Raw genomic sequence first — 14520 nt, forward strand, 5'->3', positions numbered from 1 at the left:
ATGCAGACATCAGATATCATCTTCAAGCGTCACCGTTTTCCGCCACAGATTATTGCTCATGCGGTGTGGCTTTATCTGCGGTTCAACCTTAGTCTGCGTGAAGTTGAAGAAATGCTGCTTGAGCGTGGAATTGACGTATCATACGAGACAGTTCGTCGTTGGATCGCCAAGTTCGGACCCCAGATCACACGCAACTTGCGGCGGCGTCAGGCGCGCCCTGGCGATATTTGGTATTTGGACGAAGTGGTCGTCAAATGCGCTGGAGAGAAATTCTGGCTCTGGCGTGCGGTGGATCAACATGGCTCCGTTCTCGAAGAAATCTTGCAGAAGCGGCGTGATAAAAGGGCGGCAAAGCGACTGCTCGTGGCGTTAATGAAGCGCTATGGCTTTGCTCCCAAACGGATCATCACCGATAAGCTCCGCTCCTACGGTGCAGCAAAGGCAGAAGTGGCGCCCGGCCTTGACCATTGGTCGCACAAGGGCCTCAATAATCGGGCCGAAAATAGCCATCTGCCGTTTAGGAAACGGGAGCGAACCATGCAAGGTCATCGGTCGCCTGGAGCGTTGCAACGGTTCGTCTCCATGCACTCAGCGACCCGCAATTGTTTCTCTGTTCCATCTCGTCGCCGAGCCGCACACACAATTCGCTACCATCGCCTCGAAGCTTTCGATGCATGGAAAATTGCGGCCTGTTTCGCCTGAATATCTACGAGCCACGGGCCTTTCCGGTCAGAGAAACTTAACGTGACAACACCGCAGCCGGTCATGCTCCTTGAACCCTAGCTCGACACCCGCCATCAGCCCCTCGAGATTGGCGAGTATCCGGGTTTCGAAATTACGATGACGCCGCCGTTCGACGCGGATGGTTTTCAGGCCCATACTGAAGGCTAACAAATGCGCCTGAGTCGTCAGCCCTTCCCGCCGGAGCAGCGATGCTGCCAGCTGACGGCCCAGCCACGGCGCCCGCTGCAACACCGCGAGCTCGTTCCAGGCATCGAGTGCCAGGATGGCCTGCAAAACCGGCGGCAAATCGCTGATTGAACGTAACACCGCCCGCCATTCGTCGAGCCGTTCGTCCTCATCCCAGTCGGGATCGCGGATCAGCGGGTCGGCCTCGGGTTTCGGAAACCGCTGCTTCTGTCTCGCTTTGGCGAGAACGTCTTCGGACCGTGCCAGCACCGCGTCGATGGCGTCAAGATCGATGCCGGGCAGGTCGAACCTATCACCCCAACGATGTTTTCTCCCCTCCCCGCCTCGCCAGCTGACCGCCGCATCGTGCACCGCGGCGTTTTCGCTCTCCGCGAGGATGCCATCCCCAGGAGAGGATGCAGGCCACGCCTGCCCACCAATTCGGAGGCTGCGCAGACCGTTCGGGCTCAGCGCCCAGTCCGGCGGCTGCGCTGTAATGCGACGCCTTGTCTGCAACACATCGCGGGCAATGGTGAGCGCATGACTGGGTGAGCGGATATCGCGCGCTGCCTCATGCAGGACGAGATCTTCCATCTCGACCAGCTCGCCATCGAGCCACAGCGAGGCGCAGGCATCGGCAAAATGGAGCCGTTCGATCAGCCCCGTGCCGACCGAAGAAGGAGCAAGACGCTCGTCGAGACGCGCCAATCCTGCACTGGCACGCGCCAGCGGCAACAGCAAGGTCTTCAGAGGCAAATGATCGAGTTCGTAACGCATTGAATTTATGGTAAACAAGTTCTCAAACGGACACCAGGGAATATTTAATGTCCGGCACTGGTGATGCTTCTGGGTTGGGCTTTTGACCTCCGATAAGTAAGGGTTATCGTAGGTGATTGATTTGAAGCCGCAAATCGGTGAAAGGTCAGGGTTTAAAAGCTGTGCCGCAGAAAGCCGCTTTCAGGTCAATCAAGGAGTTTTGCCCGTGCCATCAGTGCCCGTTTCCGCCGTCGAACGCCGCGCCAAAACACTCGATACGATTGCCGCCGTTTTGCCGATGAACCGCCGCGACATGCTGGCAGGCATTTTGACCGATGAGGATGTCGAGACACTGCGCCATCTGGTCAATGAAGGCATGGGCGAAAACACGCTCCGTGCCCTGACCTCGGATCTGGCCTATCTCGAAGCCTGGTCGCTGGCTGCGACCGGCAGCCCCCTCCCCTTCCCGACACCTGAAGCCCTGTTGCTGAAATTCATCGCCCATCATTTGTGGCGGCCGCAGCAACGTGAACTCGAACCCGATCACGGCATGCCAGCCAACGTGGAAGAGGAATTGCGCCAACAAGGCTTTCTGCGCGTGTCGGGGCCGCATGCGCCGGCCACCGTCCGTCGGCGTCTGGCCAACTGGTCGACGCTGACCCGCTGGCGCGGTCTGGAAGGATCGTTTTCATCGCCTGCCGTCAAATCGGCAATCCGGCTTGCGGTGCGCGCCCTGAACCGGCCGCGTAGCCGCAAGAGTGCCCATGCGATTACCGGCGATATTCTGGGCAAGCTGCTGGCAACCTGTTCCGGAGAGGATCTAACGGCTCTGCGGGATCGGGCCATCCTGATGGTGGCCTTTGCCTCGGGCGGTCGTCGGCGTAGCGAAGTCGCCGGCTTACGTGTAGAACAGCTGGTCAAACAGGCACCGGTCACCGATGAGAACGGCTCTCCCCTCCCCTCGCTCGGCATTCATCTCGGTCGCACCAAAACCAGTGGTGCCGATCACGATGAAATCGTCTATCTGACCGGGCGGCCTGTCGAGGCTCTCACCCGCTGGCTGGAAGCGGCAAAAATCGACAAAGGCAGCGTGTTTCGAAAAGTCGATCGCTGGGGCAATGTTTCGGCGCGAGCGCTCGAACCGAGCGCCATCAACCAGATTGTCAAACAGCGCGCGCAAATGGCAGGTCTCGATGCAAAAGAATTCTCAGCCCACGGCCTCCGCTCTGGCTATCTCACCGAAGCCGCCAATCGCGGCATTCCACTCCCCGAAGCCATGGACCAATCGCGTCATCGTTCCGTGCAGCAGGCGTCCGACTATTATAACGATGCTAAGCGGCGCAGTGGGCGCGCATCGCGGCTGCTATGATACTATTCACGGAGGGACCTCCAACTCTTCGACCGCACTAAGCATGAACTGGATCGCGCTTACTTATAAACTGCCACATGCAGCTTGTTAACAGCGGTCGTTCATCGTGATGACCGCTCGAGAACGTGCCTGATCAGCTACGCTGGCTTGAAAACAACAGCGTGGGATTTAGTTCTTCGGTGCCGATATATGGATTGGCATGGATCGCAAGAATCCACAAGCTGATCGAAGCCGTTGCCGAATAAAGTAGCAAGGCATGCCTCCCAGCCCGCACCCGATCCGCATGGGTCGAGGCAATAGTGGCGATAGTCAGGAATGTCAGCGCCAGTACAAGATACCATTTATATTGGTCGATGGACGTATTAGCGATAGCGATGCGATCATTGCGCGCATTCTGAAGCTCGTTAAAATCATGAATGAGCTGGGATACGATCGGAGAGGGCGTGCCGTCGCTGGCCACCGTCTGGACAACGGAACGAATGGCAAGAAGCGACTTCTCCACCTTGGGCGAAGGCACGATATTGTCGTCGGCTCCCCATTCATCTGACACCACCAGATTCCGATAGGTTTCCACTGCGTTCTTAAGTCTCTCATTGTTCAGGACCGTGGGATGAGCAGTCCCCAACATTCGAAATATCGCAGACCGTTCGTTGCTGGTCGCGAGATCCGCTCGAGAATTGAGTGTCCATGCATCTGCCGCGACGAAGCCGAGAGACAAAGCCCATGCGGTGGATATCGTGCCGACAAAGGCACCAATGGGCACCGAAGTCGGATCTTTCAACGCCCGCAGGCCCCGCAGCTTCAGAAGGAGCCAGCCGCAGGCATATAAAAGCGCCCCGAAAAAGCAAAATGCCAAGAATGATACGTAAATCGACATCCCCAGTAATGTTGCCATGAACGCCCCCCCAAAAAATACGTTGGCGCAACTCATTATATAGAGGGCGTAAATAAACCGTGTTCTCTAGAAGGGAATTGGATATAGGTCCTCTGGTTTATCGCGGCGTTTATTCGAAGTTACACAGAGTGTGACGACCGATCTGAATGAAATAGATCAATGTTTTAAAATCTCTTTTCAGCACAAGTCTTCTCCGAAAACCGTTTTACCCTTTTCGGGGAGGCCTCTATGTAGAATTTTTGCAATTTCGGCTTTACTAATTGATTACGAAGAGCGGTGTATTGGACAATGGGGTATCATCGATTCTATTCTTTTGGGTTGGGGCAAAGAATTGAGACTGGAAGCAGAAGTCGACAGCGTTGAAACACAACGCTCAAGTGAAAAAAGTTCGCTCCTTTCCCTTGCCATCATAATTGCGACAGCGTCAATTTTCGGGCTCACTTACAGCCTGACGGCTCCGCTGGTGGCGCATATGCTTATCAAAAGCGGGCTGACGGAAACGCTTGTCGGTGCCAATGCCGCCATGCATGCGCTCGGCGTCCTGTGCATAGCACCCTTCCTTTCGGGACTGGCTATCCGCTACAAGCCCAAATATCTCATCATGGCCGCGCTACTTTCATCAGCGTTGCTTCTGATCCTGTTTCCAATGGTGCCTAGTTTCTGGTTCTGGTTTCCGTTGCGTTTCCTGCTGGGAATTTCTGCCGAAATTCTGTTCGTATTGACGGAAACCTGGGCCAGCGAGCTGAGCGACAATAAAAATCGCGGACGCATCATGGCGACCTATACGGCGTCGCTCTCGCTGGGTTTTGCCGGCGGCCCGCTGATCCTGTCGTTTACGGGGTTTGAAGGGCTGGTGCCATTTGCAATCGGGGCGGTCGTTGCCCTCCTCGCCTTTGTCATCATGAGTCTGCCGGGACTTCGACAGATTGAAATGGCCCAGCAAAAACACTCAAATTTCTTGCGTATGATGCGACTGTCGCCCATTGCCATGGGAACAACGGCAATCAATTCGGCAGTTGAAACAGCCGGACTGTCTTTCCTTGCCATTTATGCCATGCGGCTCGGCTGGAACGAAACCGAAGGTGCACAACTGATCACGGTTCTCATGGTCGGTGCCATTGCGCTGCAGCTTCCCATCGGCTGGCTATCAGACAAGATGAACCGGGTTACACTGATGATCGCCCTAACGGCGGTTTCCGCAATAACGGCATTTCTCTGGCCCCTGCTTCTATCGGTGAGCTGGCTGGCCTACCCGGCATTGTTCATCTGGGGCGGAATTTTCGTTGGCATTTATACGACAATGCTCGCGATAATCGGCTCGCAGTTCCGTGGGGCGGACCTTATCAGCGTCTATGCGGCGATGGGGCTGTTCTGGGGCGGTGGCGCCTTGGTGGGACCGATGCTGGCAGGCGGTTTTCTGGACGTGATGCAGCACGGCCTACCGACCTTTGTGGGAATGGTCTGCGTCGTTTTCATGGTGTTCGCCCTGATCGTAAAGCGCACGCTTAAACCCAGTGGAGACCCCCAGGCATGATACGCATCGTTCTTATTCTCCTTGGTCGCGAAATTATCCAGCGGCACTGGAAAATACTGCTCATTACCGGCGGCGTCTGGCTTCTCCTCGGCACATTCATCGCTATAGATGCGCTGGACGGAAAGACGATCATTCCGTCGCGCTTTTTTGGCTATTTCCTGCTGCCGGAGGCGGCTGTCGGCCTCCTGGCTGCCGCGTTCAGTCAGGGAACGGCGAGACGAATGCGTGTCGTGCAGGGTATCGCGTTGTTCGCGGTCGCCTTGCTGATCCTCAGCGCCACCCCCGCCAGCCACTTCACGCTTGCGATGGTGCTGGGGTTCTGCTTCCTTGTGGATGGCAGTGTGCGCATTGGCAGTGCATGGGTTGTCCGCTATCCCCGCTGGCGGCTGGGGTTGATGGGCGGCATTGCGGAAGTTTGCATCGCCATTGCAACGCTTCAGCCATGGCCAACATGGTACGCCGGAACAGTTGCCTTCAATGTCGGCGCCGTCATGATCCTTACCAGCCTTGGCATATTGAACATTGCGACACGGGTGCGACGGCTGGAAGAAGGCGCATCGATCAGCAGTATCTTCAACAGAAATCCTTTTTGGAACAAGCCGGATTCCAGCTCCCTCGCCCATTCTGCCAATCGCAGCGAGCTGATCGTCCATGTCTGGACTCCCACAGGTCAGGTCATGACCCCGCTTCATCAAAGGGCCATCAATCGATATATCGCAGCCGTCGATACAAACGGCGTCATTTCCACAGGCCATGCGGCTCTGGAAATGGCCCCACACGTCTATATCAGCCATTATCCGGCAGTCGAGATCGACCGATCGCCGGACGAATTCACCCGGACATTACGCGCCACCGCAGACAACAATGTGCCCGGACGTTTCCTGCCAAGCTATCAGGAAGAATCCGCCGAATGGTGCCAATCGACGGTGCAGGTGGTGATTAAGAATATCGACGCATCGCGATTGAATGCATTCTGGCAACATTACAGCGCAGACAACACCTATAATCTCACAAACCGCAATTGCTCAAGTGCAGTCGCTGATGCTCTGGATGCAGCGCTGGAAGGTGTTTATCGTGACCACAACTGGCCAATAATGACAGCGTTGCGCGCGATCATTTATCCTGAGCTATGGGCAGCGGGACTGATGCGCAAACGCGCAGAATCCATGGCGTGGACGCCCGGTCTGGTGCTGGATTATGCGCGCGCATTGTCGGCTCTGGTCGATCCGCCAAAATCGTTCTTGACGTTTCCCAAACTTCGCCTGCTAAAAAAATACGCAAACACGAAGCAAGACATAAGCTAGCGCACGTCTCGCATATATCCGGCCTGGCTAAGTACCGGCAGGCTGCCGGATGACCGTAGAAAACTGTTCGCGCTCCATCGAGCGAACCGGCGTCAGCAAGGCGCGCTGCTGGATTTCACTGAACGGCAGGTCGCTGTTCATGAGCAGCTCATTGTCATAGAGAAACTCCGGCAGATAGCCGGAGAGCAAAATCCTGTAATCAAATGGAAAACCTGGTTCCAGCAGGCGAACAAGGTCGAAAACGACCGTCGTGCAATTGGACGTAAGTGTATTGTAGAAGGCCGGGTTTCTGGCAAGATCGTTGGCCTTTTCGATATATTTGAGCAACATCGCCTGCATAAGCTCTTGATCAACATCGACCGGATATCGATAGACGCGCTCGTCGCGGGCATTGGTTCTCAAATAAACAATGTCCCGTTCTTCCGCCGCTATCATCGCCAATTCGAAACTTCTGAAAAAGCCACCCAGCGAAGAAAATTCCTGACCTTTTTTCTTGCGGATTTCGGCTGAGAACACCAGATGGCGACCATCTGCAAAGCCGAATGAAATCAATGTATGTGCAATGGCCGGATGCGTCCAGTAAGACAAGATGACATCCACCGAATTGAGTTCGTTCAACCTGTACGTCCCGGATTTCCACCTCGGCACAAATATCCGGCTGTCATTCCATGTGAAGTCACGAATGTTGTGAAATGTCACCTCGTCGCCCTGAACATCCGCTGTCACCGTGTGCTGGACATCTGCCGCCCAATCCCGCGTGAGCGAGGGCTTCATCGAAAACCAGGAGACCAGAAAGAGGGAACCGAGGCAGATGAATGCGACGTTACTGAAGCTTATCAACTGGCTGCTCGAACGCGGTGAAAACAGGACCGAGATATAAACTGCAAGAACAAGCGCGGTCAGGGCCATGACACAGATTTTGATCGTCTGCCCCACCTGCAAATGAAACCAGAGCGCCATTGCCGCCCATAACACAATCATCGAGCATAGCGATGCCCAGGCAAACATAAAAAGCAGTTTGATCATGGTATATTCTGTGGCCTCGGATCGGCAGTCATAAATGGTAATATTGCGAGAACCGGGTTGGTGCTGGCGCTACAATGGCCCCGACGCCAGTGTTTCAGACGATGATAGATTTTGTTGGAGCATATTCGGGCTAACCGGTTTCTTGACGCCTGCATCGGACTGGACTTCGCGAATGGCGTTCTGGAGGACGGCGTTTCTTTTAAACGCCACGCGACCAGCGGCAATCACCTGATCCACCTGTTCTGTCGGAAGCACGAAGCGGGTTGGCACTTCATTGAAACTTGCAGCCATGCCAGCGGGAAGATCTTGTATCGACAGGCGTTGTACATGAAACCGGACATCGCGGCAGTTCCATCCTTTCAACGAGCCGCGATAGCGCGCTACCGTGGCTGCAGACAGGCCGCACCGATATGCAATGAGTTCGTCGCGCCATTGCGTTGTCGCCAGCTTCAGCGCATCGAACCCTTCCCTGACCGACGAGGAAATGGCAGTATCCGTAACCGCACCGAGGATTTCAGAAATCCCTGGCCCTTGCAGCTCCTTTACCCATGGATATTCCATCTCACGGCCAGCATCCACGACAATGTAAAGAAAAGTCTTCAGCTTCACGGCATCGGCAAGCGACAATGGCCCATAGGGCGTTTGCGCCGAGGCTCTGGCCATCGCAAATGGCGTAAGCCCCAGATTATCGGTCAGCGCGCCATCGAGCAATTTTATGAAATTCACATTGTTCGACCGGTAAGTGTGCAGTGCGCGCCCATAGGCCTTCAACCTATACGACGCCTCGGGATCGGCCATGACCCGGCTTAGCCAATCGGGCTGGCGATAGGTGCAGGCACCATGGTTGGATGCAACCGAAATGGGCTTGAAAACGACCGGAACCGCCGCGGACGCCGCGACTGCGTCAGCAATCCGCAGATCCTTCAGATTACTGCACAGTGCTGCAAAGGTTTCTACGCTGAAGTGAAATGGAACCCGGTTGTAGATATCCGATGCAGAGATCCAGATCGATGGCGCATTGGACCAGTCAAACTTTGAATAGGTCGCACCATGGAAAATATTGTCGTCGAGCCAACGGGCAAGCGAGGATCGGTCATTTGCGCCGCCATTCAGAACGCCAATGGCGACTGCTGGCGACAATGCATTGGTGCGCACGCGTTCTTCAGCGTTCCTGACCAGAAACGTTTCACGGAAATCCCGATAATCATCGCGCCCTTTCATGCCAAAATAGGCCGCAAGAACCGCACCTCCAGACACCCCCGATATTATCCTGATATTATCGACCAGGCTTCGCTCATAGGGATATTCGTCCGCTATCGTATCGTCGAGCGCCCGCATAACTCCATAGCCAAAAGCGGCAGCCCGAGTGCCGCCGCCAGAAAACGCCAGGCCAATTATCATTGCGCCATCATCCCCGTGATCGGGAACGAAATGATTGTTAAACGCGAATAATTGAGACGTTGAACGATTGATCGGCCCGACATCGGATACCGCGCAGCCCGTAACAAGAACGCTGACAACAAACCCTGTTATCAAGAAAAGAAACGATCGATTCTGTATCATGCCCCCACCCCAATTGAACGACAATTAACACTGCCATTGAAGCAAAAGCAAATGGCAGATCAAGGAACGTATCTCCCGCCACAATCTAAGGATTTAAAGTATCGTCGAGTTGACATTTTCTCCAATCGGTCGCACCTATTTTAGGAAAACAGTTCTTTTGAAGCCCTTCTCACGGCACTGTTCTCCGCAAGGGACGCCAAGTGTTCTTACCTTTCATTTTTTCGCCAAGGACGAGCTATCATACTACGGATTGCTCGGTATCTACCGAGGCTCTCGGCTTATCTCTTTTCGCCGCCTACCGTGATCATTCCAGCTTATCCATCCCTCTCCCTGTTTATAGATTTGGACCTTTTAACTTAGGTAGGCCGCTGGCGCGCAACGGTTGTTTTGATGAGGGTTTCTCGTCTACCCATTAAAATCGCTTCTGATGGCGGTTAAATTGCATAGTAAAACTCGCTTGCAACTAACCATTTCCTCATGCATTCCTTATTTGAACAAAGTCGCTTCAAGCGCGGGAGAAACAGCCATGTCAAAAACGTCAGGCCACCAGTGCGTTGCCCCGTCCCGCTCGCCTCATCGGTTACGCACGCGTCTCGACCGACGATCCGGTCCATGATGCACAGAACGAGTTGCGGGCAGCTGGCTGTGATCGCATCTTTCAGGAGCAGGGGTCCGGGACTTCGCCCGCCCGGTCCTGACCCGGCTGCTTTCGAAACTCGTTGCCGGTGACGTTCTCGTCGTGGTCCGGCTGGACCGCCTCGCCCGCTCGGTCAGTCACCTTCTGCAGGTTATCGAAGATCTCGAACAACGCGGCATCCACTTTCGATCTATCCGTGATCCCATCGACACATCCACGCCGCAAGGCATGTTTTCTCTGCAGGTGCTGGACGCCGTTGCACAGCTCGAACGCGCGCTGATTGCAGAACGGACCAAAGCGGGGATCAAAGCTGCAAAGGCGCGCGGCAAGCTTCCGGGAAATCCCGGCTTGAGAGAGCGCAAGCCGGAAGCGATCCGGGCGGTATCTCAAGCGCGCAACAAACGCTATCTCGATGAACTGATCACCTCGGCACAGACCTGGTTGCCTCTGGTGCAACAAATGCGCCCGGTCCACAGCTGGGAGAATATCGTACAGGTGCTCAATAGGCGCGGACATGACTGGACGGTCGAGCGTCTGCGCCGCGCCGTGCATCGTCTCGTCCGCGAAAAAATCGCCGACAAGAAGCTTGTTGCCCGATCCCCTCGCCGCATTCCTTCTGATCACCTGATGAAACTGGTCGCCGCAATTGCGATTGCCGATCCCGGATTGTCGCTTCGCGATATCGCGGCCCAGCTCGATCAGATGGGAGAGCGGCCGACGCGCGGTGGGAGGAAATGGCAGCCTTCCTCCGTTCGTCACCTTTTAGATGAAGCCCACGGTTTTGGTCTCATTCGTCGCTAAGCGCCTGACCGATCATTCGGCCGAGAGGCCGTCTTTCAATCAATGTGATAGACAATCCTCCGTCATTGGAACTTTCGATAATGCAACACAATATGCGTTACATGTGCCGCCCAACATCCATACGCCCGTGCAAAATACGCACAACAAGCAGCGTGTTCTCGTGCTCCCGGAAATAGATCACATGGGATCCGACGGCATATTTGAGATAACCTGGTCGGATGTCCGTCAACCGACCACGCTTGCTCCCGTCCGTTAACCCTTCAAAAGCATCCATGACGTCAGTGATATAGCTGTTTGCTTGCTCTAATGACCATTCGCGTAAGGTGTAAACCCAGATATCTTCGAGATCGGCCTCGGCAAGCGGTGTAAGCTGATACCCATCAAAGCGCATGCTTCGTCTTCATTCTCTGCAGGAAGCCCTCACGATCCAAGGGCTTCGACTGACCAGACTCTTCGCCCGCAATCAGCGCCTCCTGCAAGGACCTAACGCGCGTTTCATGTTCTTCTAAAAGGCGCAATCCTGCACGCACAACATCACTGGCAGAGCCATAGCGCCCTCCCCTCACCTGTGAATCGACGAAATTGGCGAAGTGATCACCGAGGGTAACTGATGTGTTTCGTGACATATATTCACTCCTTTACGCGATTGTACCAATAATTGGTACCAACGCAAGAGCGATTGCCCAGTTCGTATACGGCGCCAAACAAAACGGGTTCAACGCCAAGCTCAGTGAGCTTCTAGCTTCCGCTGAGCTACACTGAGGTATTGCAATTGGCAGTTATGAGGCCCAAAGCGAACGCTCGACCGGCGACACCTAGTTGCTGTAGGGTCGAAAAGAAACACCCGGTGGAGGCAATGAATGCCCTATGGAGTCAGCTTGAAAAGCTGCAACGCTACCGCAGTTGAAATCCTGAAGCTTTGGGATGTGGCGAGCGTATTTGAACCGAAAGGCTCGATGCTGGAATTAGGATATCTGCCCCATCTGACACTTGCGGTGTTCGAGCAATGGCCAGGCGACGTTGGCGCAATCATGGCAGAGGTCTTTTCAGCACAGAGAAAACTTTTAATTACCTTCGACACAGTAAAATATTTTGACAATGAGACTATGATCCTCTGGACAGAGCCGCGTTCGAACGACGCTCTATCTGCGATTACGCTGAATGACCGGTTTGGGCGCAAAAGCGGTCTATTCTTCAGTTCGTTACCGCACCAACGATAGGAACGATTATTATGGCCACTTTCATTCTGATAGCCGGAGGCTGGCAGGGCGGTTGGGTCTACCAGAAAGTAGCGGATATCCTCGCAGGGCACGGGCACATAGTTGTGCCAATCACACTTTCGGGGCTCGGTGATACACCTGCCCCTTCGGCCAATCTTGAAACTCATGTAAGCGAGGTCGTTGATGTCGTGAAGTCGCATAGTGACGACTTGATCCTTGTCGGGCAATCCTACGGAGGAATGATCGTGAGCGGCGTAGCGGACGCCGTTCCGTCGCGCATCCGTTCACTGGTCTATGTTGACGCTTATGTCCCAGAAACCGGCGACTCGGTCTGGTCGCTGACAACACCGCGCTTTCGAGACATGTTCATCGCAGGTGCAAAAGGTGACGGGCTGAATTGTGCCCCGCCTTCCAATCTGGACCCACGATGCCGCCCACAACCGATCGCGACACTTCTCCAGTCAATCACTTTAACCGGACGCTGGCGTGAAATACCTCGTAAGGTCTTCGTTGGCGCACATGGATGGGATGGAAGTCCATTCCTCGACCTTTACCAAAGCTTGAGCGAGGAAACGGATTGGTCAACCTTTTCTCTCGATTGTGGCCACAACGTAGCTCGACTGGAACCAGAGGCATTGGCCCGAATAATGCTGACCCAGGCCCGACCAACCAGAGAAGCCTTCCCGTAGATGCATAATTATTGCTGCCGTCACTAGCGCCTACGTTCCACAACCGGCGTAAATGGGCGACTTCTCACAGACTACCCAATTTCAAACAAGGCACTTGGCCCGTTCACCGAATTCAATGACCTCGATCTACTTCACCAACTGGAAGCCTAACTCATTCCCACAGCGCAAGCGCGGGGATCGTTCGTGCTTTCACAGAACTTCTTCGCTGCGAAGCACCACGGGCCGAACTCCATTTGCTTCACGAGACTGGCGACGCTACGGTCCATATCCATTTACGCGACTGGGTCGCAAAATGTTGCCAAGTTTATCATGGTCATCTCTTTGCACGATATTCCCATTGGATCGCTATTGCGGGGCTCAGGAAAAGGACGCCGTTCAGAATCTTCCAGAACCCGGTGATATTGGCCATGTACATGTGGGTTTGATCGACGCTAAAGCCAAAAAAGACGGACATCATACTTGTTTAATGCCGCTGAGCGACATCAACCACACAAAGATGATAAATAGCAGATTGATCAGGAAAGCTCTTAGCAGAACGTTTCTAATTCTAAGCGGCGTTTCCATCGAAATGCTCCCTTGTTAGTAATGCGCCTTGTCTACTTTGCTCAGCACAAACCTTCTCATTGTAACCCATCCGGCGCGATTTTCCGCGGTCTTTTCCGACAATTCCACAAACGCGACAATCACCCTTTTCAGTTATCGTGCTGATCACAATCTCTGATTATGAGGTTGAGCACGCACCTGAAAGCCACTTTCGCCTGTTGTTAAAGCTTATGGATCATCACCATCATCGTAGTCCTACCGATGTGATCGCTTATCTTGTTCACTCTAGAAGAGCTTGACGTTGATCTCGGGCGGAGGCATCCACAAGACAGTCTCGGCAAATGAGTGCCACTCGCGACCCCGTCTCGGCGACGACTAGCCGTTCTTGACTATTCGTCAGAACTCACAGACGGCCGCCGACTGGAACCCATACGCGTTGTTGGCAACCTTAGTTCGAAAAATACATGATTAGATTGGTTATCGAAGCTTATTGATTTGACGCCGCAAATCAGCGAAAGTCAGGGCAAAGGCGGCTGTTTAACAACGCGCAAGAACCTATTCAGAGCGATGTACTTGCCGGTGACTCGCGCTACGAGCGAGTGCAACAAAACGGTCTCGGATCTCGGCAAACAGCGCCGGTGGCACCGGACCGTAATAGCCGGTATCACCATCGACAGGTCGCAGATCCGGTCCCGGCCAGACAAAGCGATTGCTTTCGCTGAGCACGATCCAGGAACGCTCATCGTCCAGTCCGAGGCGGCGTTTGGTGGCAGCGGGAATTTCAATTGCCTGGTCAGCCCGTTGCGGTGGCGTGTGGGTGACGGGCAAAACCCTGACAACCGGCGATCCGTCTTCCAGTGTCGTTGTGATAGCCAATACGAGAACAGGCCGATCCTTGTCGCCCTCTTCCCGCCCCTGCTCGAACTGCCAGTGCCACAAATACGAATATCTGAAAATCCAACCGACCTTGGGCTCACTCGGAATCATGCTATTTTTCGTTCAGTTCACGATCGAGATGCTCAAGGCCTGCTTCCATCGAGGCGGCTTCAACAGCCGCGAGATCATCTTCGGTCAGCGTAGCGGTCAATTCGACGCGACGCTCCCGTCGCATCAAACGCAGATAATCCTCGTAAGCGAGCAGAACAGTGCGCGGGCGACCGTTCTTGGTAATGATAACCGGATCGCGCACGGCAGCGTCCTGATAAGCGCCAAAATTCTTGGAAATGGCTGCGGCTGTTACTGTGGATGTCATGATCAACCTCCGTTTTCCGTAA

The 14520-nt window shown here is 54.4% G+C and carries 14 protein-coding genes and 1 pseudogene; 7 read left to right on the forward strand and 8 right to left on the reverse strand.

Features of this window, described 5'->3' with window-relative positions:
* Positions 1-702, forward strand: coding sequence for an IS6 family transposase (locus tag WIX40_RS21195; protein WP_055661736.1), 702 nt, complete (start codon positions 1-3; stop codon positions 700-702).
* Positions 703-729: 27 nt separating this feature from the next.
* Here WIX40_RS21195 and WIX40_RS21200 read toward each other — a convergent pair whose 3' ends face one another.
* On the reverse strand, positions 730-1686 hold the full coding sequence (locus WIX40_RS21200) for an RHE_PE00001 family protein (protein WP_339441995.1): 957 nt from the start codon (positions 1684-1686) through the stop codon (positions 730-732).
* Positions 1687-1963: 277 nt separating this feature from the next.
* Between WIX40_RS21200 and WIX40_RS21205 the strand changes: the two genes are divergently transcribed.
* On the forward strand, positions 1964-3034 hold the full coding sequence (locus WIX40_RS21205) for a site-specific integrase (protein WP_339442390.1): 1071 nt from the start codon (positions 1964-1966) through the stop codon (positions 3032-3034).
* A 133-nt stretch (positions 3035-3167) separates the two neighbouring features.
* On the opposite strand, the gene WIX40_RS21210 is transcribed toward WIX40_RS21205, so the two are convergent.
* A complete protein-coding gene (locus WIX40_RS21210; protein ID WP_109366593.1) occupies positions 3168-3929 on the reverse strand; it encodes a bestrophin-like domain in 762 nt (253 codons plus the stop codon).
* Between the two features lie 130 nt (positions 3930-4059).
* Here WIX40_RS21210 and WIX40_RS21215 point away from each other — a divergent pair, with 130 nt between their 5' ends.
* Both WIX40_RS21215 and WIX40_RS21220 read left to right on the forward strand, forming a co-directional pair.
* Positions 4060-5463, forward strand: a complete 1404-nt coding sequence (locus WIX40_RS21215) for an MFS transporter (RefSeq protein ID WP_279678447.1) — start codon at positions 4060-4062, stop codon at positions 5461-5463.
* Positions 5460-6767: an HdeD family acid-resistance protein gene (locus WIX40_RS21220; protein ID WP_339441996.1), complete on the forward strand. Its 1308-nt coding sequence runs from the start codon at positions 5460-5462 to the stop codon at positions 6765-6767. The genes WIX40_RS21215 and WIX40_RS21220 overlap by 4 nt, the downstream gene beginning before the upstream one ends.
* A 27-nt stretch (positions 6768-6794) precedes the next feature.
* On the opposite strand, the gene WIX40_RS21225 is transcribed toward WIX40_RS21220, so the two are convergent.
* Entirely contained in the window at positions 6795-7793 is a 999-nt protein-coding gene (locus WIX40_RS21225) for an Lnb N-terminal periplasmic domain-containing protein (protein WP_339441997.1), read from the reverse strand.
* A gap of 69 nt (positions 7794-7862) precedes the next feature.
* The gene (locus WIX40_RS21230; RefSeq protein WP_339441998.1) at positions 7863-9356 is read right to left on the reverse strand and encodes a patatin-like phospholipase family protein; all 1494 of its coding nucleotides are present in this window, start codon (positions 9354-9356) and stop codon (positions 7863-7865) included.
* Positions 9357-9910: 554 nt separating this feature from the next.
* Here WIX40_RS21230 and WIX40_RS21235 point away from each other — a divergent pair.
* A pseudogene (locus WIX40_RS21235) lies at positions 9911-10794 on the forward strand (recombinase family protein).
* Positions 10795-10891: 97 nt separating this feature from the next.
* Here the strand turns inward: WIX40_RS21235 and WIX40_RS21240 are convergent.
* Together WIX40_RS21240 and WIX40_RS21245 are read right to left on the reverse strand one after the other, a co-directional pair.
* On the reverse strand, positions 10892-11185 hold the full coding sequence (locus WIX40_RS21240; RefSeq protein WP_339441999.1) for a type II toxin-antitoxin system RelE/ParE family toxin: 294 nt from the start codon (positions 11183-11185) through the stop codon (positions 10892-10894).
* The gene (locus tag WIX40_RS21245) at positions 11175-11420 is read right to left on the reverse strand and encodes a type II toxin-antitoxin system ParD family antitoxin (protein ID WP_109366597.1); all 246 of its coding nucleotides are present in this window, start codon (positions 11418-11420) and stop codon (positions 11175-11177) included. The genes WIX40_RS21240 and WIX40_RS21245 overlap by 11 nt, the downstream gene beginning before the upstream one ends.
* A gap of 234 nt (positions 11421-11654) precedes the next feature.
* On the opposite strand from WIX40_RS21245, the gene WIX40_RS21250 reads away from it, so the two are divergent.
* Both WIX40_RS21250 and WIX40_RS21255 read left to right on the forward strand, forming a co-directional pair.
* The gene (locus WIX40_RS21250) at positions 11655-12014 is read left to right on the forward strand and encodes a hypothetical protein (protein ID WP_339442000.1); all 360 of its coding nucleotides are present in this window, start codon (positions 11655-11657) and stop codon (positions 12012-12014) included.
* A gap of 11 nt (positions 12015-12025) precedes the next feature.
* On the forward strand, positions 12026-12703 hold the full coding sequence (locus tag WIX40_RS21255) for an alpha/beta fold hydrolase (protein ID WP_339442002.1): 678 nt from the start codon (positions 12026-12028) through the stop codon (positions 12701-12703).
* Between the two features lie 1098 nt (positions 12704-13801).
* Here WIX40_RS21255 and WIX40_RS21260 read toward each other — a convergent pair.
* Both WIX40_RS21260 and WIX40_RS21265 read right to left on the reverse strand, forming a co-directional pair.
* Positions 13802-14233, reverse strand: coding sequence for a plasmid maintenance toxin (PemK-like) (locus WIX40_RS21260; protein ID WP_339442004.1), 432 nt, complete (start codon positions 14231-14233; stop codon positions 13802-13804).
* 1 nt (position 14234) lies between these two features.
* The gene (locus WIX40_RS21265; protein ID WP_024899766.1) at positions 14235-14498 is read right to left on the reverse strand and encodes a type II toxin-antitoxin system Phd/YefM family antitoxin; all 264 of its coding nucleotides are present in this window, start codon (positions 14496-14498) and stop codon (positions 14235-14237) included.
* Positions 14499-14520: the final 22 nt, after the last annotated feature.

It is taken from the genome of Ochrobactrum teleogrylli (assembly GCF_037482325.1).
Taxonomy (GTDB): domain Bacteria; phylum Pseudomonadota; class Alphaproteobacteria; order Rhizobiales; family Rhizobiaceae; genus Brucella; species Brucella teleogrylli.